This window comes from Polynucleobacter sp. AP-RePozz3-80-G7, from assembly GCF_018882145.1.
GTDB lineage: Bacteria > Pseudomonadota > Gammaproteobacteria > Burkholderiales > Burkholderiaceae > Polynucleobacter.
The window spans coordinates 504,552-524,224 of the sequence record NZ_JACVPC010000001.1 but is presented as its reverse complement, the minus strand read 5'-3'; the positions used below and the strand labels follow the sequence as shown (position 1 = coordinate 524,224).

Genomic DNA, 19,673 nt, shown 5'->3' with positions numbered 1-19,673 from the left:
TTTGTATAATAACCATTATTCTATATAGCTTATAACGGTAATTGGGGTTGATATCACACCCGAAAACACTACACTGTCAATTGCTTTCCACTGGATTTATTTCTGAAAATTGTACGTCTACTTGACCCTCAGCTAATTGCACTTGATATGTGTTTTCCACATTTAGCTCACTAGGCTTGCGTAACGCGTGTAGTTGATCTTTTTCTTTGCTCAGAATAACGGCATAACCACGCTCAAGCGTTCGCTGCGGATTGAGCATCTCCAACTGAGACTGGTAGTGCACTTGATTACGCTTCCAGTTTTCTATACGCACTGACCATGCTTGGTTTAATCGTTGCTGCCAGCCATGAATGTGTTCGCGCATGCGATCTGGGTTGGGCAAAGCATGGCTGAGCCTCAGAGCCAATTGATCTAAGGTTTGCGCCTCGCGCTCAACTCGTTGATTAATGCGCTGGAGAAGCGCTTGCATGATGGCATCGAGCTCCTGCAGCATTTGATCTCGGCGTGGTGCTGCAAGCTCTGCCGCGCCCGTCGGAGTTGGTGCACGGAGGTCGGCAACAAAGTCGGCAATGGTGAAATCCGTTTCATGTCCAACACCACTCACCACAGGGATGGATGAATCTGCAATCGCATAAGCCAGTTGTTCATCATTAAAAGCCCACAGATCTTCAATGCTGCCACCACCGCGCACTAGCAATATGACATCGACTGCTTTTTCTTTTTCCGCCGCTTTGAGTGCAGCAATAATTCCGGCAGGTGCATCAGGACCTTGAACTAAAGTTGGATAGATCACAATCGGGATATGCGGCGCTCTTCTTGCCAAAGTACTTAAGACATCTTTGAGTGCTGCTGCTTGTGGAGATGTAATGATGCCGATGGATCTGGGATGTGTTGGTATCTCGCGTTTGCGCTCATCATCAAACAAACCTTCTTTAGCAAGTTTGGCTTTGAGCTTTAAGAAGGCTTCATAAAGACCGCCCATACCAGCGCGACGTAAAGTCTGAATGGTGAGCTGTATATCCCCACGAGGGACATACATGCCTAGACTGGCGCTGACCTCAACCAAATCTCCGGATTGAGGCATAAATCCGACCTGACCATTACGACCACGGAACATGACGCAGCGAATCTGACCTTCTGCGTCCTTTAACGAGAAATACCAGTGCCCGCTGTCATAAGCCTTGAAGTTGGAAATCTCCCCGCTCACCCATACAGTGTCGAAACGGTCCTCTAAAGAGGCAGCAATGGCGCGGTTTAGATCGCCAACACTCAGAATTTCCCTTGATATTTCCGACATTTTTTCTCTTTAATCTCACAACCATCTGGCTTAGGCGCCAATAAATATCCACAGATGCAGATTCACTCTAGGTTTAATGCTCATAAGTAAGTAATTACTGACCCAAAACGTCTCATAAATCCAACATTAAAAATATAAGCCATTGATTTATATAGGAATTAATGCATCCAATAAATTCAATTGAATGCAATATAAAACCGAGTCAACCATGTATCAAGGACTTACAGAGCGAATTCAAAAAAGTTTTGCACAGAGTTATCCACAGGCTAGGTTTCCGAAACAGGCTTTTTAATTCAGCTAAAGTACTGAGCTTATGTACTCCATCTTACTATCCGCTGGCTGGCCTATTTGGCCCCTCCTCATCATTTCCATATTGGGCCTTGCAATCGCCATAGAGCGAGGCTGGTATCTGCGTCAAACGCATATCTTTCCCAAAAACTGTCTGGAAAGCGTCTTTTTTCTTGCAAATCAGTTGGTTGGAAACAAATCAACCGTTTCTGAGCAGCAGATTGCAGAATTGGCCAACCTTTCTCCTGCAAGTCCTTTATTGGCATGCGCACTAAAAGAGAAATTAGCCGACAGTAGTACTGATGCTGCGCTGGAGGAGCTGCAGGTGAGCGCACAAAGCACTTGGCTTAAGCTGGACCGCTACTTAGGTGCCCTTGCCACGATCGCCACGGTCGCTCCGCTACTGGGTTTATTTGGCACCGTAGTGGGCATGATTGAAATCTTTGGCAGCCAAGGGGCAATCAATGGTGCTGCCGGCAGTCCACAACAATTGGCACACGGTATATCAGTCGCTTTGTATAACACTGCATTTGGACTATTGATTGCTATTCCAGCTCTTGCTGCTTGGCGTGGTTTGCGCGCAATGGCAAATCAACGTCAACGTGAATGCGAAGAATTTACTCGTCAACTTTTCAAAAAGCTTTATCCAAACGACGCTGCTGACATTACAAAATGAGTTGGCTAGAAACGCACCCACGAGCTAAGAGACAATTTTCTCTTGGGAGCAGTACTCCATCTGTAGAACCAGAAATCAATCTGATTCCTTTTATTGATGTGCTATTGGTGGTGCTAATCTTTTTAATGATCTCTACAACCTTCACACGGTATCAAGAACTCGCCATTACCTTACCCACCGCCAATGGCAATGAGAGCCAAGCAGAGGTCAAGCAAATTCATATTGCAGTCAGTCGCGATGGCCGCTTCGCTGTTAATGGCAAAGTCACCGATCGATCACAGCTTAGTAATGCATTAACTCAGTTAAACGGACAAAGCAATCAGAAGGAAGGCGTCAGCTCTCTGCAGGTCAATATTGATGCGGATGCCAAGGCGCCCCACCAATCAGTGATGAGTGCACTGGAAGCGGCGCGTGATGCCAATCTCTCGAATATCGTGTTTAGCAGTCAAACTAAAAAATAACTTCAGAACAAAGAAAAATATTCTTCATGTCCTTTTCTTTTTCCCGTAAAGCACCTAAGTTCTGGGAAAGACGTGGTCCTACAAGCTTATTGCTATGGCCACTCTCTTGGCTTTATGGCCTAGTGGTGCGTATGCGTAAGTTAATTCTGGATACGGGCTTAGTAAAACAAAAGCCTGCTCCAGTACCGGTGATTATTGTGGGCAATATCCGCGTAGGCGGCACTGGCAAGACGCCTATCGTGATTGCTTTAGCAGAACGCTTACAGCAACTTGGATGGAGGCCCGGCATTATCAGTAGAGGCTATGGCTCCTCTTCACAAACAGCACCCTTACAAGTACACGGCAATTCTGATCCTGCTTTAGTTGGCGATGAACCAGTCTTGATTGCAAAACGTACGCACGATCAATTTCCGATTTGGGTTTTTCCAAAACGTCAAAGAACTATTGGGGCCTTGCTCAAGCATTCGCCCAATGTAAACGTCATCATTAGTGATGATGGCTTGCAACATAGCGGCTTAGCCCGCTGGCCTGCTCGCGAAGGTGGTCGTGATATCGAATTCGTAGTGCGTGATGGACGCGGCGAAGGCAATCGCTTTTTGCTGCCCGCCGGTCCTTTGCGTGAACCAGCGACACGCGAACGCGATGCTACCCTTTTTACTGGAAAAACAAAGGATATTGAAACTAAGCTTGGCCCCCAGGATGAATACTTTTTAGGGCGTCGCGCATTTTCACTCTTGGGTCATTTAGGTAATGCCTACCAATTAATCAATCCCACCAATACGCAGACGCTTGTTCAAATTGCGGATAGCTATCTACCAAACAAAATTACTGCTGTTGCTGCCTTGGGTAATCCACAACGCTTTTTTGACGATCTACTCAAACAGGGCATTGCCGCTAAATCGATTCCTTTGCCTGATCATGCGACCTATACCCCTGAGTTCTTTGAGAAGATCAACGCGCAATGCATCCTCATCACCGAAAAAGATGCCGTGAAATGCACCACGATTACAGATGAACGTATTTGGGTGGTGCCAATGACTCTTGCCCTTCCGGATAGCCTGGCTGACTGGCTCCAATCTATCCTGCAAAGACCTAATCCTTATCGCTATACCTTGTAGGTTTAGCGTACATAGCACTACACTGTGTCCTCATATATTTAAACTCTTCATTTAGATCACTGCAAAGAAATCATGGATAAACGACTGCTCGATATTTTGGTTTGCCCTTTATGCAAAAGCCAATTGCATTTAAATGCCGAGAAACATGAACTCATTTGCAAAGCTGACCGCTTGGCTTACCCCATTCGGGATGATGTGCCGGTAATGCTGGTGGAAGAAGCGCGCAGCCTTAGCGCTGATGAAATCGCTTAATTTAATAAAAATCATTTTTTAATGAACGCTGACTCAAAGGCTGCAGATTTTTTAGTAGTGATTCCCGCTAGATTGGGATCTACTCGCTTGCCTCGAAAACCTCTAGCTGACATTGGTGGCAAACCCATGGTCATTCGGGTTGCAGAGCGCGCCAAGCAATCACTTGCGCACAGCGTTGTAGTGGCAACTGATTCACCAGAAATACAAGCGGCTTGTGATGAGTACCGCATTGAGTGTTTACTGACTAGCGCAGATCATCCAACCGGAACCGATCGTATTGCAGAGGTTGCGCAGCTACTTAAATTACCCAGTAATGCATTGATTGTGAATGTGCAAGGTGATGAGCCACTCATTCCGCCGGAATTGATTAATCAAGTTGCTAGCACTTTGGCAGAGCATCAAGAGTGCGCCATCTCCACAGTTGCTGTACCCATTACCGATGCCACAGAGATCAATAATCCCAATGTTGTGAAAGTCGTTCTCAATCGCGCTGGCGAGGCGCTCTATTTTTCTAGAGCACCTATTCCATTTGTGAGGGATCCGCAAGTCGATCAAAAAACAGATCATTTACGCCATCTGGGGATCTATGCCTATAGAGCTGACTTTTTACAGGCCTATACCCGTCTAGAGCCAGCTCCTCCAGAGCAAGCTGAAGCCCTAGAGCAGCTGCGCGCCCTCTGGAATGGTTATCGCATAGCAGTTCATGTCGCCTCAGAAGCTCCACCAGCTGGCGTCGATACCCCAGAGGACCTGGAAAGAGTGCGGCAGATGCTAGCTCGCTCCTAGGCTAACCTAAGGCTAAAAGCCAAAACCTCAGTAGCTTGCAACTTCTCGGGGATAATCCTAGGCAATAGGTATCTAAGATCCCGACAAAATACGGGACAATGACAGCTCTTCTAAGGGGAAAACAATGCGGTTGATTCTGCTCGGTGCACCAGGTGCTGGAAAAGGCACACAAGCTCAGTTTATTTGCGAAAAATTTGCAATTCCACAAATCTCCACTGGCGATATGTTGCGCGCTGCTGTGAAAGCGGGAACTGAACTGGGTATTGCAGCCAAAAAGATTATGGATGCAGGCGGCCTTGTTTCTGATGACATCATCATTGGCCTCGTTAAAGATCGTCTGACACAACCTGATTGCAGCAAGGGTTACTTGTTTGACGGTTTTCCAAGAACCATTCCCCAAGCGCAAGCGATGAAAGATGCTGGCGTTCCGATTGATTACGTTTTAGAAATCGATGTGCCATTTGATGCCATCATCGATCGCATGGGCGGACGTCGTGTTCACCCTGCCTCTGGCCGTACTTATCACATCAAATACAACCCACCAAAAGTTGCAGGCAAAGATGATGTGACTGGCGATGATCTGATTCAACGTGATGATGATAAAGAAGAAACTGTTCGCAAACGCTTACAGGTTTATGACGATCAGACCCGTCCATTGGTGGAGTACTACTCCTCATGGGCTGCGCAGGCTAATTCAGCAGACAAGGTGAAAGCACCCGCCTATCGCAAGGTAAGCGGCACTGGAAGCGTTGAAGACATTACTGCTTCGATTTTTGCTCAATTGAAGTAATTCAAGCTCCATCAATAAAAAAAGACTGCATTGCAGTCTTTTTTTATTTGAAGCGTAGATTAAAGATTTGCTCGCGCCAGCTCTATATCTAACGATGCATACTTAATTAAAGCGGGATCTCCGTCTTCATTTACCGCCTGCAAATATCCAGCAATATCTTCTTCTGTTTTTAAATAATCCAGAATATTGAATGTGGAAAGCTGATTAATTTTCATAAGCTGAATATTTCCTATTTAAGCTCTTTTAGAGCACTCTCAAAGGACTCAATGTCAGCAAAGCTTCTGTAAACAGAGGCGAAGCGAATGTAGGCCACCTTATCAAGACGCTTGAGCTCGCGCATTACTAGCTCACCTACGCGCTCACTGGGAATCTCTTTTTCGCCAAGACTCAGAAGTTTCTCCTCAATGCGGGCAATGGATTCATCTACAGAATCAGAGGAGACCGGACGCTTACGTAGTGCCAGCTTGATTGAGCTAGCCAGCTTATCGTGACTATATTCAACCCGACTGCCATTTTTCTTAACGATAGCTGGTAGCACCAATTCAACACGCTCATAAGTTGTAAATCGCTTATCGCACTTGGCACAACGACGACGACGGCGAATGGTATCGCCTTCGTCAGATACCCGGGTATCTAGAACCTGGGTATCTTCGTTATGGCAAAAAGGGCAGCGCAATGAGCTCTTCTTTTCTTAGTTGGGTTGCTGATTGTTTGCTTAACCGTAAACTGGGAAACGCTTCGTGAGCTCAGAAACTTGAGCACGCACTTTAGCAATGTTCTCAGGATCAGTTGGATTATCTAAAACATCCGCAATAAAGTTTCCAACTTGTCTTGCTTCTGCTTCTTTAAATCCACGCGTAGTCATTGCTGGTGAACCCAAACGAATGCCGCTGGTCACCATTGGTTTTTCTGGATCATTTGGAATGCCGTTCTTATTGCAAGTGATGTGCGCTTCACCTAAAACACGCTCAGCCTCTTTACCGGTCATTTTCTTGGCACGCAGATCCACCAACATCACATGAGAATCTGTTCCGCCAGAAACGATACGTAAGCCACGTGCAATTAAAGTCTCAGCAAGTACTTTTGCATTCGCAACAACTTGTTTTTGGTAATCAATAAAACTCGGCTCCTGTGCCTCTTTAAATGCTGCCGCCTTACCGGCTATCACATGCATCAAAGGACCACCCTGTAAGCCTGGGAACACTGCAGAGTTAATCGCCTTCTCATGCTCAGCCTTCATCAAGATGATGCCGCCACGGGGGCCACGCAAGCTCTTGTGGGTTGTAGAAGTAACAATGTCGGCATGCGGCACTGGGTTTGGATAAACGCCAGCTGCAACTAAGCCAGCATAGTGCGCCATGTCGACCATAAAAATTGCGCCCACTTCTTTTGCCAATTTACCAATGCGCTCAAAATCAATTTTTAGAGAGTAGGCAGAGGCACCAGCAATAATGAGTTTTGGTTTGTGCTCACGCGCGAGACGTTCCATTTGCTCGTAATCGATCTCTTCGTTTTTATCAAGGCCGTAAGCGATCGGATTAAACCATTTGCCGCTCATGTTCAACGCCATGCCGTGCGTTAAGTGACCACCTTCAGCAAGACTCATACCCATGAAGGTATCGCCTGGTTTTAAGAAAGCCAAGAACACAGCTTGGTTGGCAGATGCGCCGCAATGCGGTTGTACGTTTGCTGCTTCAGCACCAAATAATGCTTTGACGCGATCGATCGCTAATTGCTCAGCCACGTCCACGAATTCACAACCGCCGTAATAGCGCTTGCCTGGATAGCCTTCAGCGTACTTATTGGTCAACTGAGAGCCTTGAGCCTCCATTACCGCTGGTGAGGTGTAGTTCTCAGAAGCAATCAGCTCAATATGGTCTTCCTGACGCTTATTTTCGTTCTGAATGGCTGCCCATAACTGGGGGTCGGTTTTGGCTAAGGTGTTTTGACGGTCAAACATGGTGATAATCCTGAAAAAGTTGGATTGCTGAGTGAATTAACTTAGTAAAATCAACCTACATCATACAAAATCCACCATGACCTCTACACAAGACCTCTCATTCCTCTCCTTAGTCCTCAATGCCAGCCTATTAGTACAGCTGGTAATGTTGTTATTACTCAGCATGTCCGTGGCCTCTTGGACCATTATTTTTAAGAAAACCGCTGTTTTACGTGGGGTCCGCCAGGATACCGAGCGCTTTGAGCGTGACTTTTGGGCCGGTGGAGACCTCAATACCCTCCTGGAGGCGGCCCAGCGCAATAACCGCAATGACGCGGTCCTAGAGCATATTTTCGAGGCTGGGATGCAAGAATTTGCAAAAGGTCGTGAGATTGACGCTGCCCGTCGCGCCATGAAAGCCACCTACCAACGTGAAATGGACCTCCTAGAAGCCAATCTACCCTTCTTGGCATCCGTAGGCTCAGTCTCTCCCTATATCGGCCTCTTTGGCACCGTTTGGGGCATCATGCACTCCTTCCGCGGTTTGGCTAACGTGCAAAACGCGACCCTTTCTGCAGTGGCTCCCGGTATCGCAGAAGCATTGATCGCTACAGCGATTGGTTTGTTTGCTGCGATTCCAGCAGTAGTTGCTTACAACCGCGCAGCAACTGATGTAGACCGCCTCTCCATTCGCTTTGAAACTTTCATTGAAGAGTTCACCAACATCTTGCAGCGTCAAACTGCTGGACGTTAATTGCATTCATAAGCGAAAAAATTATGGCTGGTTCTTCATTACGTAAAAACAAACGTCGGGCAATGTCTGACATTAACGTCGTTCCCTATATCGACGTCATGTTGGTATTGCTCGTGATTTTTATGGTCACCGCACCAATGGTCAACCCGGGCGTTGTCAACTTACCCACCGTTGGTGGCGCCAAAGTGCAATCACTACCGCCAGTCTTTCTAACGATTGATGCCAACGAGAATGTCATCGTGCGCAAAGATGGAGACCCCACGCAAACACTTAATAAATTTGAGCTTGGTGCTTTTGCCAGATCTCAGGCAGAAAAATCTGCCGATCAACCGATTGTGATTGCTGCGGATAAATCCATTAAGTATGAAACAGTGATGGAAGTGATGTCCAAGCTCAAAGAGAATGGCGTGAAGCGCGTTGGCCTTGCGGTCAAGACCCAGTAAGACTCTGGCCATCATAGCTGCTCATGAATAGCGCACACTCTTTTAAGTCACCCCTCTCGCAATTCAAGCGAGGACGTTTTACGAAAGAAGAAAGTACCAAGCGCGCCTTTACTTTTTCACTCATCGCGCATTTAGGTCTGCTTGCTTTTTTAATGATTGGGATTAGCTGGAACAACACCACCTCTTCTGGTGTTGAGGTTGAGCTCTGGGACTCCGCTCCACAAGTAGAATCTCCACCTGAGCCAGAACTCAAAACAGAAGTGAAAGAAGAGGCTGCTGATATCGCCATCAAGAAAAAGAAGGTGGATAAAGAACCTCCCAAAAAAGAAGTGGTGAAAGAGAAGCCAAAGCCAGTGAAACCTCCTCCACCGAAGGAGAAGGAAAAGCCGAAGAAGGAAGATCCACCGAAAAAAGTAGAAGCCCCTAAAGCCCAATCTCCTGCAGAAACTAAAGCCAATGCAGCAGCTGAGAAATCACGTGCTGATCAATTAGCGCGTTTACGTGCTGCAGCTGGTGCCGAAGGCGGTAGTGGTGGTACGGTTGGAAGTAGTGTTGGCGGCGGAGGCAATGCGCCCCCAGGCTGGACCGACAAAGTCATTAAGAAGGTCAAGCCATTGATTGTCTTTAACCCTGAATCCGTGAGTGGCAACCCTGCAGCAGTGATTCTGGTCAATCTTGCTCCAGACGGGGCTATTTTGAGTACCAGTATTCAATCCTCTAGCGGTAATACCGGCTGGGACCGTGCCGTACTCCTCGCACTTTCTCGCGCAGAGAGTTTGCCAAAAGACGACAATGGCAAAATTCCTCAACGCGAAGTAAAACTGACTTTTAAACCCAAGGATTAATGCATGTTGCAATTAGCAAAAAGACAGATACAGAAACTGACCTCAAAACTAAATTCTTTTAGCTTGATTGGTATTGCTTTATGTATCAGCTTTGCAACTCCTGCGCTTGCGCAGATGAATATTGAAATCACTGGCGTAGGTCAATCACTTTACCCAATCGCGGTAATGCGCTTTAAAGATGAGAACAAATTACCCACTAGCGTTACTGAAATCATTCGCCAAGATTTAGCTCGCAGCGGTTACTTTAAAAATACTGAGAACGGTAATGCTGTTGAGAGCGATGATGGTACCCCCAACTACAAATCTTGGGCAGCACGTGGCGCTGATGCATTAGTAGTTGGATCAGTCGTACAGACTGGCAACAATCAATTTGACATTCATTACAAATTATTTGATGTTCGCAAATCTCAAAGCCTGGGTGGTCTAAATCTCAGCTCAAGCACCGATAACTTGCGTGCAGTTGCCCATAAAATTGCTGATGACATCATCTTTAAGTTATTGGGTGAGCGTGGCGTGTTCTCCACCCGTCTCTCCTATGTCATTAAGGATGGTAAGCGCTATCGCCTGGTGATATCTGATGCAGACGGTCAGAACATTCGCAATGCTATGAACAGTGGTGAGCCGATTATTTCTCCATCATGGTCACCCGATGGCAAGAAAGTAGCGTACGTTTCTTTTGAAGATCGTAAGCCGGTGATTTATGTTCATGAACTAGCAACCGGTCGTCGCATTTCTCTTTCAAATCAAAAGGGTAATAACAGCGCACCAGCGTGGTCACCCGATGGCAAGAAATTAGCGATCTCATTGTCTAAAGATGGTAATACACAGATCTACGGCATCAATGCAGATGGCACGGGTTTGCATCGTTTAACTCGTGGCAACACGATTGATACCGAGCCGCAATATTCTGCTGATGGTCGCTACATCTACTTCACTAGCGATCGCGGTGGCAACCCACAAATCTATCGCATGAGTGCTGATGGCGAACAAGCTGAAGGCGTCAAACGCATTACCTTCAAACAAGGTTTTGTAACCTCACCTCGCATCTCACCAGATGGCAAATATTTAGCTTACATCGCCAATATTGGTGGCGCATATCGCCTCTACATTCTGAACTTAGCTACTGGCGATACTCAGGCGCTTACCGATGGCACTAGTGATGAATCCCCTTCCTTTGCTGCCAACGGCCGCTATGTTCTCTACTCCACCAAAGTCGGTGGCAAACGAGTGCTCGCCGCCGTTTCAGTAGACGGGAATTCCAAGCAGGTATTGAGCATTCCAGGATCTGACGTACGTCAGCCATCCTGGGGTCCATTCATGGACTGAGTCTTAGGTCAGCCCTAGTCAGTCTTTACCAAGCCTTCACTACGTCTAAACCCCTTTTTAGGGGTTGAAATAGTCACTTTTGATGTTCTTGGGGGCATAATATTGTCTATTGATTCATTTATAGATTTAGCTCGTAGGAAAAAGGAAAATTCATGAAGATTTCTATCGCACGTCGCGCAGCGACATTCGCCCTGATTGGTGCCGCGGCATTTTTGATGGCGGCATGCTCCAGCGTCAAGCTAGATGACACTGATGGTGCTAATGGTAGCGGCAGTGGCAAATTTGGCTCACAGCCATGGAATGACCCGAGCAGTCCACTCTTTGAAAAGAGTTTTTACTTTGGCTTTGATGAATACACCGTTCAAACTAAATACCAAAAAATGCTGTCTGCTCACGCAAGCTACTTAAAAGCCAATCCAAAGCAGAAAGTCATTATTCAGGGCAACACTGATGAACGCGGCACAGCTGAATACAACTTGGCACTTGGCCAACGTCGTTCTGATGCTGTACGTAAATCATTGAACTTGATGGGCGTTTCTGACGACCAAATGGAAGCAGTTAGCTTTGGTAAAGAAAAGCCAAAAGCAGAAGGTGACACTGAAGCAGCTTGGGCAGAAAATCGCCGCGCTGACATTGTTTACATCACTAACTAAATGAAGATGCTTTCATACTCAGTAAAACAAACGCTCTCACGAGCGTTTTGTTTAAGTGCTGCACTCATTTGTTTAGGCGCATCTAATAGCGCCTGGGCCCTCTTCTCCGATGACGAAGCACGTAAAGCCATCCTGGATCTGCGCAAGTCTCTAGCGACCACCCAGCTTGAGTTACAGGGTCAAATCGACAAACTCAAAACTGAGAATGCAGAGCTGCGTGGCAAGGTTGAAGAGCTTGAGAAGCAAGGCGAAGACATTAACAATAGTCAGAAAACTTACTACCAAGATCTCGATACTCGCTTGGGTAATTTTGAACCTCGCACCGTAACAATTGAAGGCGTCTCTGGAACAGTGCAACCTGGCGAGAAAAAAGCCTACGACGATGCATTAAAGGCGTTTCAGGCGGGTAATCTGAAGAAGGCTGACGATAGCTTTGCTGCATTCACTGCCAAGTATCCAAAAAGCCCTTACTTGCCGCTTGCCCTCTACTGGAGTGGTAATAGCAAATATGCCAATAAAGAATATGCTGGTGCCATCGCCCAATTACAAAGTTTAATTAAACGCTACCCAAATCATCCACGCGTTCCTGCGGCAATGGTGACTTTGGGTAACTCGCAATTAGAAAGCGGCAACAAGGCAGCGGCTAAAAAAACATTTAGCGAAATTATTGCTAAGTACCCAGACACTGATGCAGCTAAAGATGCGCAGCAACTCATTGCTAGCACCAAGTAACTGATCATCCATGTCTAAGCTTTCTGCCGCATTCGAATCTCTAGCGCCCCGTAAAGCCGGCGCTCCAGCAGTCATTCTGTTTTCGGGTGGGCTAGACTCAACAACTGTACTCGCCCTTGCGAAAGACCTTGGGTATACGCCGTATGCCCTATCCGTAGGATATGGTCAGCGTCATTCATCTGAATTGGCAGCGGCCAAACATATTGCCAAGCAAATTGGAGTAGCAAGACACGAAGTGGTTAATCTAGACCTCACTCGCTTTGGGGGCTCTGCTTTAACTGATGCCTCGATTGCAGTCCCAACCACTCCCGGCAAAGATCAAGAAATTCCCATTACCTACGTGCCAGCACGCAATACGATTTTGCTATCACTTGCATTGGGTTGGGCGGAGTCATTGGGTGGTCTTGATGTTTTCTACGGCGCTAATTCGGTGGATTACTCTGGTTATCCTGATTGCCGCCCTGAATATGTTGCCTCTTTTGAACATATGGCCAACCTAGCTACTAAAGCAGGTGTCGAAGCCATCAATGATGCAAATCGTTTTAGAGTACACGCACCTATCATCAGCCTGACTAAAGGTGAAATCATCCAACTAGGCAGCACTCTAGGCGTTGATTATTCGCAAACAGTCTCTTGCTATCAAGCAAATGATTTGGGTGAAGCCTGTGGAGAATGTGAGTCTTGCCGTTTAAGACAAGCGGGCTTTAAGCAAGCTAATCTGGTCGACCCAACCCGCTATAGGTAAGCCTACAACGAAGAAATAAACCCATAGGGCCATCAGGCCCTATATTTTTGCGTTTGACATTTGTAAAAAAGCACATAATAATGCACTAAATTATGGGTATTTTTATATGAGCCTTACACAGATAATCCACGCTAAAACCACAGTCAGCATGACTGACTTAAGACGCAACCCCAGCAAGATCATGGAGATTGCAGGGGATCTTCCTGTTGCCGTCTTAAACCACAATAAGCCAGAAGCCTATCTTTTGTCTGCTAAGGCTTATGAAGCATTGCTCGATCTTATTGATGATGTCTCGCTCATTAAAACTATTCAGGCTCGCAAGGGCGGCAAAACTGTGAAAGTGAAGCTTGAAGAGCTTTAGTCTTGAGTTTCATACTCTTGCACTAAAAGAATGGCAAAAATTAGATAACTCAGTAAAAAAGCAATTTAAAAAGCAACTGCAAAAACGTTTAGTTAACCCAAGAGCGCCCTCAGCAAAACTTCATGGTGACTTAGACAACTTTTATAAAATTAAATTGAGAACTGTTGGTTATAGGCTTGTTTATGAAGTTATTGATCATAAACTTGTAATTCTAGTGATTGCTGTAGGTAAGCGAAATCAAGATGCGGTATACAAAAATGCAGAAAACAGAAAATAAGTAATCAAACTTATTTAGCTTGGGTTTCTAGCATCCTCGCTACATAGCGCGCGATGAGGTCAACCTCAAGATTCACCGCATCACCTTGCTTGAGATTACCCAGCGTAGTGTTTTCCAAGGTGTGGGGAATGATGTTGATATCAATGACGCAAGAAGTTGCTGAGTCTTCGGTCTGATTGACTGTGAGCGATACACCATTCACAACAATAGATCCTTTGTAAGCCAAGTATTGCGCCAGTTCTTTTGGAGCTTCAATACGCAGCAACCAAGAACCATAAGCGTCATTAGCCACTTGAGAAAAGTGCGCAACCTTGCCAACACCATCTACGTGCCCACTCACTAAATGTCCGCCTAGGCGATCATTTAAACGCATGGCCTTTTCGAGGTTGACTGGACCGACCTTATCAAGACCAATCGTTTTATTCAGAGACTCACGAGAGATATCCAAGGCAAAAGAATTGCTGGTTAACTGGGTAGCTGTCATGCAAGCACCTTGAATGGCAATGCTGTCACCCAAGGCAACATCATCCAAATAGCCAGATGGAACCTCGATAATTAAATGCAAGCCATCGCCCTTTGCTTGAGCGCTCTTAATTTGACCAACAGCAGTAATGATTCCAGTAAACATAGGGTAATTTTAGTTCTTTATTAAGCGTAGTCGAAGATCGGAGCCAAAGAGACTGTGATCAATGACTTGCCACTGTTCTCTGTCATTCAAGGAATTTAGTGGCGCAACATTAGCCATACCAATACCCTCACCCATCAAGAATGGGGCGTAGTAGAGCAGCAGCTCGTCTACACAGTTTTCTCTGAGTAAAGATCCATTGAGCTTAAAGCCTGCCTCTATATGAATCTCATTCATCTCACGCTCTTTGGCTAAATACGAGAATAGCTTTGGCAGATCTACTTTGCCAGATGGATTAGCCATGGCAATAACTTCGATACCGCGCGCAGTAAATGCTTTGGCTTTTTGCTGCATCTCTGGGCCATCAAGACTTGCACAAACAATGATGACGCCTGATTGATCAATATTGTTGAGAATCTTTGCTGCCGGCGGCGTTTCTAATTTGGAATCAACGATGATGCGCCAAGGTTGACGCTCAGTTTGAACATCCCGCACATTCAGAATGGGATCGTCTTCTTTAATAGTTCCTACACCAGTCACAATGGCACATGCTTGTGCACGCCAATGATGGCCATCAGCTCTTGCAAGCGGTCCGGTGATCCACTGACTACGGCCATCCGGTAAAGCCGTCTTACCATCGAGACTTGCAGCAATTTTCATGCGCACCCAAGGCAAACCTCGAGTCATGCGTGAAATAAATCCAGGATTTAATGCATGTGCTTCGGCTTCCATTAATCCGCAATGTACTTCGATGCCTGCAGTTTTTAGTTTTTCTAAGCCCTTGCCACCAACCAAAGGATTGGAATCAGACATTGCCACAAATATGGCTTTCGGTTTTGCAGCAATCAATGCATCAACGCATGGGGGAGTTCGCCCAGTATGACTGCAGGGCTCCAGCGTTACATAGATGGTTGATCCCGCAGGATCATTTCCGAGTGATTTGGCATTCGCTAGGGCTTGTATCTCAGCATGAGCACTGCCTACCTTCTGAGTAAAGCCCTTACCAATAACTTTGTCATCTTTAACAATGACACAACCCACTCTAGGATTAGGGTTCGATAAATAAAGTGCTTTTTGAGCCTCGGCTAAAGCCTTACTCATAAACTGGTGGTCAACTGCGCTGTACATAGGGTCTATTAAACCATTCAATGGCAGCGCTTAGTATCTCTAGCGGGGTCGCAGATACGCCAGCGACCTCCACTTCCCAAAATCATTTGGCGCTCCAAGTCGGGAGCCCTGCTGTGACCCAGGATCAATCGATTGGCCACAAACCCGCCTTGAGCCGTTTTTGCCGCACCGGCGGCATTAAACAAAATGCTCTTCTTGCCAGAATTGGGATCAATAAATTGCTTACCTCCGCCCTTAAAGTAAATGGGGTCGATGCCTCCCTGCAAAAACCAGGGCTTTTCAATACAACCTGATTTGACTGCCTTACCGATGCAGCCGCTTTTAACTACCCACCCCGACTCCCATCGATCGTCAGCAATAGGCGCAAGGCGCACGGGTTGCCCTAAATACAAAGCTTGCTGACGAGCAAAGTGCGCATGAGCAATAAACCTTCGAGCGATAGTTTCGATTTCTCGTGCGGCAATTTGTTCTTGCAATAAAGGCATGGTCATCATCGCAACAATGGCAATGAGCAAAACCACAGCCATTAACTCCAAGAGACTAAATCCGGATTTTGAATCTAGCATTAAGTTATTCAAATATTTGTCGCCAGTTAATGCGAGTTACTGTGCCAGTTGTTTCATCAATCACAACACCAATCTGAATCGCTGGCTTTTCTTTACTGGAAATCAACCAACGATTTTTTCCTACTGATTGAATAAAACAAGTATTCTCTTCGAGATTAGCAAGAGCGGTTAAATTTTTCTCACAGTCTAAGACCGATTTTTCAGCAGCAATAAAATGTTTTTGAGATGCTTCCATTGTTTTTACTTCTACGATGCGTAATGCACTCAGCCTCTCCAAATACGCTATGAGAGATGAACAGAGCAATAGCAGCGATATCACCCAAGCCAAAATCATAAGAAATTCCTCGTCGCAAAAGTGCGCTCGATATCCAAGTTGAGCTTAGCCCCATCAGTCATTTGTAGCTTGACCTTAAAAAGCCTTAACACCGATGATTGCTGGGCTTCAGAGAGGCTCAACTCTTCTATCAGAAGACTATTGACTCCATTCATTAAGGTGGTATTTTGTATGCGGCCCTGGCGATCGAGTGACTGACAAATTAGCGAACCACCATTGACTTTTTTGCCTTTTGAAATACCTGCCTGACGATCCACCAAGAATCCTTGCATGGCCAAATTATTTTTGGTGCGATCTTGAGTCAGTACATTTCCAATGCAATCAAAATCTGTACTAGCGGATAATTCATGACGAATGATCAGTGAATCCGATCCTCGGAATCCCGATCTTTTTTCGACCTGAAGCAATGAGCTATCATTTTTTTGATGCCTTATTTTTTGTCTTGACTTCTGACTTAGGATTTGAGCGTCTTGAATATTTCGATAACCCGCTATACGAATAGCTCGGCCAATTAATTCAAATGCACGATCTGCTTCTGAAATTAGCGCTTGTGATTTTTCATACTCAATTTGCTTGATTACCAAATCAGCGCTTGTTTTTAATAGTGGGTTGAGTAGCAATGCGCACAGAGCGATCCCGACCAGACATTCGAGTAGACTCATAACTTAAAGCTTTATTGGGTAGATTGAGATTGATCCTGCTTTGCTCCTGCATTTCAAAAGCATCTGAATCCTTTCTAAGTTGCGCTCTTTTGCTCTCTTGTTGAGTCAGGGTTAAGGCTAGGCGCTGATAAACACCCGCCGATGCCATCCAGACCCCCAAAATCATGCTCATGGCCACCAAAACCTCTAACAAAATAAATCCCCGGCAATTCATAGGTCCGAATGCTGGGTTGGAGGTCTTTTTAGGAGGCATCGCCCATTTTCAAAGGCAGTCTTGTGAACTGAAACTCCCATCTAAGGCTCTTGCTGTCAGAAACACGGGATATTAAGGTGGGACAGCACTGTAAAGGGCTCCTGAGCTTAAAATAGAGGGCTATGCCAAATACCCTTGCCTCCACCGAAGAAATTATTGCTGAGCTTAGCGCCGGCAAAATGGTGATCCTCGTCGATGAAGAAGATCGTGAAAACGAGGGCGATTTAGTTCTGGCCGCCGATCACGTTACAGCTGAGGCCGTGAATTTCATGGCAAAACATGGCCGTGGATTGATTTGCTTAACCCTGACACGCGAGCGTTGCCAACAACTGAATCTTCCTTTGATGGTTCGTGATAACGGCACATCAATGGGAACGAATTTCACAGTCTCTATTGAAGCAGCCAGCGGAGTGACTACTGGTATTTCAGCAGCTGATCGCGCACTTACAATTAAAACTGCCGTGGCACCAAACGCCAAGCCCAGTGATTTAGTTCAGCCTGGCCATATTTTTCCATTGATGGCACAGCCTGGTGGTGTACTTATTCGCTCAGGACATACTGAAGCGGGCTGCGACTTAGCAGCAATGGCTGGATGCTCACCGACTTCCGTGATTTGTGAAATTATGAAAGACGATGGCAGCATGGCACGTCTTCCAGATCTTTTGGAATTTGCAAAAGAGCATCAATTAAAAATTGGCAGCATTGCAGATCTCATTCAATACCGTAGCCAACATGAAAGTATTGTGGTTCGTGAAGGTACTCGTGAATTCATTACCCCTTGGGGAAAATTCCAAGGGATTGTTTATCGCGATACTCCTAGCTCATGCATTCATATTGCATTAGTGCATGGCAAGCCTTCTGAAGCTCAAGAAACCTTAGTGCGCGTGCATGAGCCGGTCACTGTTTTGGATTTCCTGGACTCCAACGTCAGCACCCATTCATGGCCGCTAGCCAAAGCGTTGGAAGAACTTGCTTCTGCCCCTACTGGCGTTGCGGTACTCCTCAATGCCTCTGGGATCGCTGCTCCGAACGACCAAGATTGGTTGGCACAGTTCCAAAAACTGAATCAATCCCATGAAGAAGCCAAGAAACCGTTGACCAGAAAAACTGATTTCAGAAGCTACGGTATCGGCGCCCAAATCTTGAAAGATATCGGCGTTGGCAAAATGTGCTTGCTTGCAAATCCAAGCCCTGTGCCTAGCCTATCTGGTTATAAGCTCGAAGTTACGGGTTACAAGCCGTACACTTCTTAAATTCCATTAAAGCCTAAATATTTTTAAAGATTGATATGACGAGTTCCACTAATGATTTTGTAGGTGTATTAGAAGCTGATCTCAACGGTCAAGATCTCCGCATTGGTGTTGTGCAAGCCCGCTTTAATGAGGATCATTGTGTTGCCTTAACTAATGCCTGCATCAATGAATTGATTTCTCTTGGGGTTTCTCAAGCAGATATTAAATTGGTTACCGTTCCTGGCGCACTAGAAATTCCGTTTGCCCTCCAAAAAATGGCAGAGACTGGTGAGTTTGATGGCTTAGTGGCCCTAGGTGCTGTTATCCGCGGTGAGACCTATCACTTCGAATTAGTATCCAATGAATCCGCTGCCGGCATCACTCGTATCTCAATTGACTCTGGATTACCAATCGCCAATGGCGTACTCACTTGCGACACTGATGAGCAAGCTCAAGTCCGTGTTCAAGTAAAAGGCGCAGAATGTGCTCAAGCAGTAGTGGAGATGGCAAATTTAGCCTTGGCATTAACTCCTGATATTGATATCGAAATCAACTCGAGTGAAGAAGAATAATTCGCATGACCACATCTAGCCAAAACCCACTGAACCCACAAGCTAGTAAGGAAGTGAAGCCAGCTCCAAAGCGCTCATTAACACCACGTCGTCGCGCTCGTGAATATGCCCTCCAAGGCGTTTATCAAAGCCTAGTCATGCGTCGTGCTGGCAGCATTCCCAATGGTGCTGCCATTGCTAAGCAGCTTGCTGAAGATCCCGCGTTCCGTCGCTGCCAACTCGAGCTTTTTCAAGGTATTTTTGATGGTGTACTGGCTCGCACTGATGAGTTGGAGGCCATTATTACTCCGGCGCTAGATCGCCCAATTAATGAGCTCTCACCAGTTGAGCATGCCGCTTTACTGATTGGCGCCTATGAGCTAGCTGTCGACCTTTCCGTGCCTTATAAAGTAGCAATCAACGAAGCAGTCGAGCTTGCCAAAACCTTTGGCGGCACAGACGGCCATAAATATGTCAATGGCGTATTAGATCTACTCGCCCAGAAGCTCCGCGCTACCGAGACTCAGGCAGGCTAAACACTTCCTAACCAGTGGTAAAGCATCCAGCCTTCAGGCCCTT

The 19,673-nt window shown here is 46.1% G+C and carries 28 protein-coding genes; 18 read left to right on the top strand and 10 right to left on the bottom strand.

Annotation, left to right across the window (positions count from 1 at the left end):
- Positions 1–76 precede the first annotated feature (76 nt).
- Positions 77–1,297, bottom strand: a complete 1,221-nt coding sequence (gene xseA / locus ICE90_RS02865; protein ID WP_216154436.1) for an exodeoxyribonuclease VII large subunit — start codon at positions 1,295–1,297, stop codon at positions 77–79.
- A 313-nt stretch (positions 1,298–1,610) separates the two neighbouring features.
- On the opposite strand from xseA, the gene ICE90_RS02860 reads away from it, so the two are divergent.
- The 6 genes from ICE90_RS02860 (at position 1,611) to adk (ending at position 5,668) form a co-directional block, all read left to right on the top strand.
- On the top strand, positions 1,611–2,261 hold the full coding sequence (locus ICE90_RS02860) for a MotA/TolQ/ExbB proton channel family protein (RefSeq protein WP_216190788.1): 651 nt from the start codon (positions 1,611–1,613) through the stop codon (positions 2,259–2,261).
- Complete coding sequence (locus ICE90_RS02855; protein ID WP_215321471.1) at positions 2,258–2,722, top strand: biopolymer transporter ExbD; 465 nt, start codon at positions 2,258–2,260, stop codon at positions 2,720–2,722. Before ICE90_RS02860 ends, ICE90_RS02855 begins: the two co-directional genes overlap by 4 nt.
- Before the next feature lie 26 nt (positions 2,723–2,748).
- Positions 2,749–3,840, top strand: coding sequence for a tetraacyldisaccharide 4'-kinase (gene lpxK / locus ICE90_RS02850; protein WP_215321470.1), 1,092 nt, complete (start codon positions 2,749–2,751; stop codon positions 3,838–3,840).
- Between the two features lie 72 nt (positions 3,841–3,912).
- Positions 3,913–4,092, top strand: coding sequence for a Trm112 family protein (locus ICE90_RS02845; RefSeq protein ID WP_215321469.1), 180 nt, complete (start codon positions 3,913–3,915; stop codon positions 4,090–4,092).
- Positions 4,093–4,113: 21 nt separating this feature from the next.
- Positions 4,114–4,878 (top strand): 3-deoxy-manno-octulosonate cytidylyltransferase, encoded by a 765-nt coding sequence (kdsB, locus tag ICE90_RS02840; protein ID WP_216190787.1) that lies wholly within the window; start codon positions 4,114–4,116, stop codon positions 4,876–4,878.
- A 124-nt stretch (positions 4,879–5,002) separates the two neighbouring features.
- Positions 5,003–5,668, top strand: coding sequence for an adenylate kinase (gene adk, locus ICE90_RS02835; RefSeq protein WP_216190786.1), 666 nt, complete (start codon positions 5,003–5,005; stop codon positions 5,666–5,668).
- A 59-nt stretch (positions 5,669–5,727) separates the two neighbouring features.
- Here the strand turns inward: adk and ICE90_RS02830 are convergent, their stop codons facing one another.
- The 3 genes from ICE90_RS02830 to glyA are packed head-to-tail and all read right to left on the bottom strand — an operon-like array spanning position 5,728 to position 7,628.
- Entirely contained in the window at positions 5,728–5,883 is a 156-nt protein-coding gene (locus ICE90_RS02830; protein ID WP_216190785.1) for a DNA-binding protein, read from the bottom strand.
- Positions 5,884–5,897: 14 nt separating this feature from the next.
- Positions 5,898–6,344: a transcriptional regulator NrdR gene (gene nrdR, locus ICE90_RS02825; protein WP_215321463.1), complete on the bottom strand. Its 447-nt coding sequence runs from the start codon at positions 6,342–6,344 to the stop codon at positions 5,898–5,900.
- Between the two features lie 39 nt (positions 6,345–6,383).
- Positions 6,384–7,628: a serine hydroxymethyltransferase gene (gene glyA, locus ICE90_RS02820; protein WP_216190784.1), complete on the bottom strand. Its 1,245-nt coding sequence runs from the start codon at positions 7,626–7,628 to the stop codon at positions 6,384–6,386.
- 76 nt (positions 7,629–7,704) lie between these two features.
- Here glyA and tolQ point away from each other — a divergent pair, with 76 nt between their 5' ends.
- From tolQ to ICE90_RS02775, 9 genes are all read left to right on the top strand, one after another.
- Positions 7,705–8,361, top strand: a complete 657-nt coding sequence (gene tolQ / locus ICE90_RS02815; protein ID WP_215321461.1) for a protein TolQ — start codon at positions 7,705–7,707, stop codon at positions 8,359–8,361.
- 23 nt (positions 8,362–8,384) lie between these two features.
- Positions 8,385–8,804: a protein TolR gene (gene tolR, locus ICE90_RS02810; RefSeq protein WP_072583297.1), complete on the top strand. Its 420-nt coding sequence runs from the start codon at positions 8,385–8,387 to the stop codon at positions 8,802–8,804.
- 23 nt (positions 8,805–8,827) lie between these two features.
- Positions 8,828–9,649, top strand: a complete 822-nt coding sequence (locus ICE90_RS02805; RefSeq protein WP_216190783.1) for an energy transducer TonB — start codon at positions 8,828–8,830, stop codon at positions 9,647–9,649.
- A 3-nt stretch (positions 9,650–9,652) separates the two neighbouring features.
- Positions 9,653–10,975: a Tol-Pal system beta propeller repeat protein TolB gene (gene tolB, locus ICE90_RS02800; protein WP_216190782.1), complete on the top strand. Its 1,323-nt coding sequence runs from the start codon at positions 9,653–9,655 to the stop codon at positions 10,973–10,975.
- Positions 10,976–11,127: 152 nt separating this feature from the next.
- Entirely contained in the window at positions 11,128–11,628 is a 501-nt protein-coding gene (pal, locus tag ICE90_RS02795; RefSeq protein WP_216190781.1) for a peptidoglycan-associated lipoprotein Pal, read from the top strand.
- Entirely contained in the window at positions 11,629–12,360 is a 732-nt protein-coding gene (gene ybgF, locus ICE90_RS02790; RefSeq protein WP_216190780.1) for a tol-pal system protein YbgF, read from the top strand.
- Between the two features lie 10 nt (positions 12,361–12,370).
- Positions 12,371–13,105, top strand: coding sequence for a 7-cyano-7-deazaguanine synthase QueC (gene queC, locus ICE90_RS02785; protein WP_216190779.1), 735 nt, complete (start codon positions 12,371–12,373; stop codon positions 13,103–13,105).
- A gap of 148 nt (positions 13,106–13,253) precedes the next feature.
- Positions 13,254–13,466, top strand: a complete 213-nt coding sequence (locus ICE90_RS02780) for a type II toxin-antitoxin system prevent-host-death family antitoxin (protein WP_216190778.1) — start codon at positions 13,254–13,256, stop codon at positions 13,464–13,466.
- Positions 13,453–13,743: a type II toxin-antitoxin system RelE/ParE family toxin gene (locus tag ICE90_RS02775; protein WP_216190777.1), complete on the top strand. Its 291-nt coding sequence runs from the start codon at positions 13,453–13,455 to the stop codon at positions 13,741–13,743. Before ICE90_RS02780 ends, ICE90_RS02775 begins: the two co-directional genes overlap by 14 nt.
- A gap of 10 nt (positions 13,744–13,753) precedes the next feature.
- Here the strand turns inward: ICE90_RS02775 and ICE90_RS02770 are convergent, their stop codons facing one another.
- The 6 genes from ICE90_RS02770 to ICE90_RS02745 all read right to left on the bottom strand — a co-directional run bounded on the left by ICE90_RS02770 (position 13,754) and on the right by ICE90_RS02745 (position 17,311).
- Positions 13,754–14,371: a riboflavin synthase gene (locus tag ICE90_RS02770; protein WP_216190776.1), complete on the bottom strand. Its 618-nt coding sequence runs from the start codon at positions 14,369–14,371 to the stop codon at positions 13,754–13,756.
- Positions 14,372–14,380: 9 nt separating this feature from the next.
- Entirely contained in the window at positions 14,381–15,496 is a 1,116-nt protein-coding gene (gene ribD, locus ICE90_RS02765; RefSeq protein ID WP_216190775.1) for a bifunctional diaminohydroxyphosphoribosylaminopyrimidine deaminase/5-amino-6-(5-phosphoribosylamino)uracil reductase RibD, read from the bottom strand.
- Positions 15,497–15,513: 17 nt separating this feature from the next.
- The gene (locus ICE90_RS02760; protein WP_216190774.1) at positions 15,514–16,062 is read right to left on the bottom strand and encodes a GspH/FimT family pseudopilin; all 549 of its coding nucleotides are present in this window, start codon (positions 16,060–16,062) and stop codon (positions 15,514–15,516) included.
- 4 nt (positions 16,063–16,066) lie between these two features.
- Positions 16,067–16,297: a hypothetical protein gene (locus ICE90_RS02755; RefSeq protein ID WP_255533272.1), complete on the bottom strand. Its 231-nt coding sequence runs from the start codon at positions 16,295–16,297 to the stop codon at positions 16,067–16,069.
- 95 nt (positions 16,298–16,392) lie between these two features.
- Complete coding sequence (locus tag ICE90_RS02750) at positions 16,393–17,058, bottom strand: hypothetical protein (RefSeq protein ID WP_216190773.1); 666 nt, start codon at positions 17,056–17,058, stop codon at positions 16,393–16,395.
- Positions 16,982–17,311 (bottom strand): hypothetical protein, encoded by a 330-nt coding sequence (locus ICE90_RS02745; RefSeq protein ID WP_216190772.1) that lies wholly within the window; start codon positions 17,309–17,311, stop codon positions 16,982–16,984. Before ICE90_RS02745 ends, ICE90_RS02750 begins: the two co-directional genes overlap by 77 nt.
- A gap of 122 nt (positions 17,312–17,433) precedes the next feature.
- Here ICE90_RS02745 and ribBA point away from each other — a divergent pair, with 122 nt between their 5' ends.
- The 3 genes from ribBA to nusB are packed head-to-tail and all read left to right on the top strand — an operon-like array spanning position 17,434 to position 19,630.
- Positions 17,434–18,564, top strand: coding sequence for a bifunctional 3,4-dihydroxy-2-butanone-4-phosphate synthase/GTP cyclohydrolase II (ribBA, locus tag ICE90_RS02740; protein WP_216190771.1), 1,131 nt, complete (start codon positions 17,434–17,436; stop codon positions 18,562–18,564).
- 35 nt (positions 18,565–18,599) lie between these two features.
- Positions 18,600–19,115, top strand: coding sequence for a 6,7-dimethyl-8-ribityllumazine synthase (gene ribH / locus ICE90_RS02735; RefSeq protein ID WP_216190770.1), 516 nt, complete (start codon positions 18,600–18,602; stop codon positions 19,113–19,115).
- A gap of 5 nt (positions 19,116–19,120) precedes the next feature.
- Complete coding sequence (nusB, locus tag ICE90_RS02730; protein ID WP_215321446.1) at positions 19,121–19,630, top strand: transcription antitermination factor NusB; 510 nt, start codon at positions 19,121–19,123, stop codon at positions 19,628–19,630.
- Positions 19,631–19,673 lie beyond the last annotated feature (43 nt).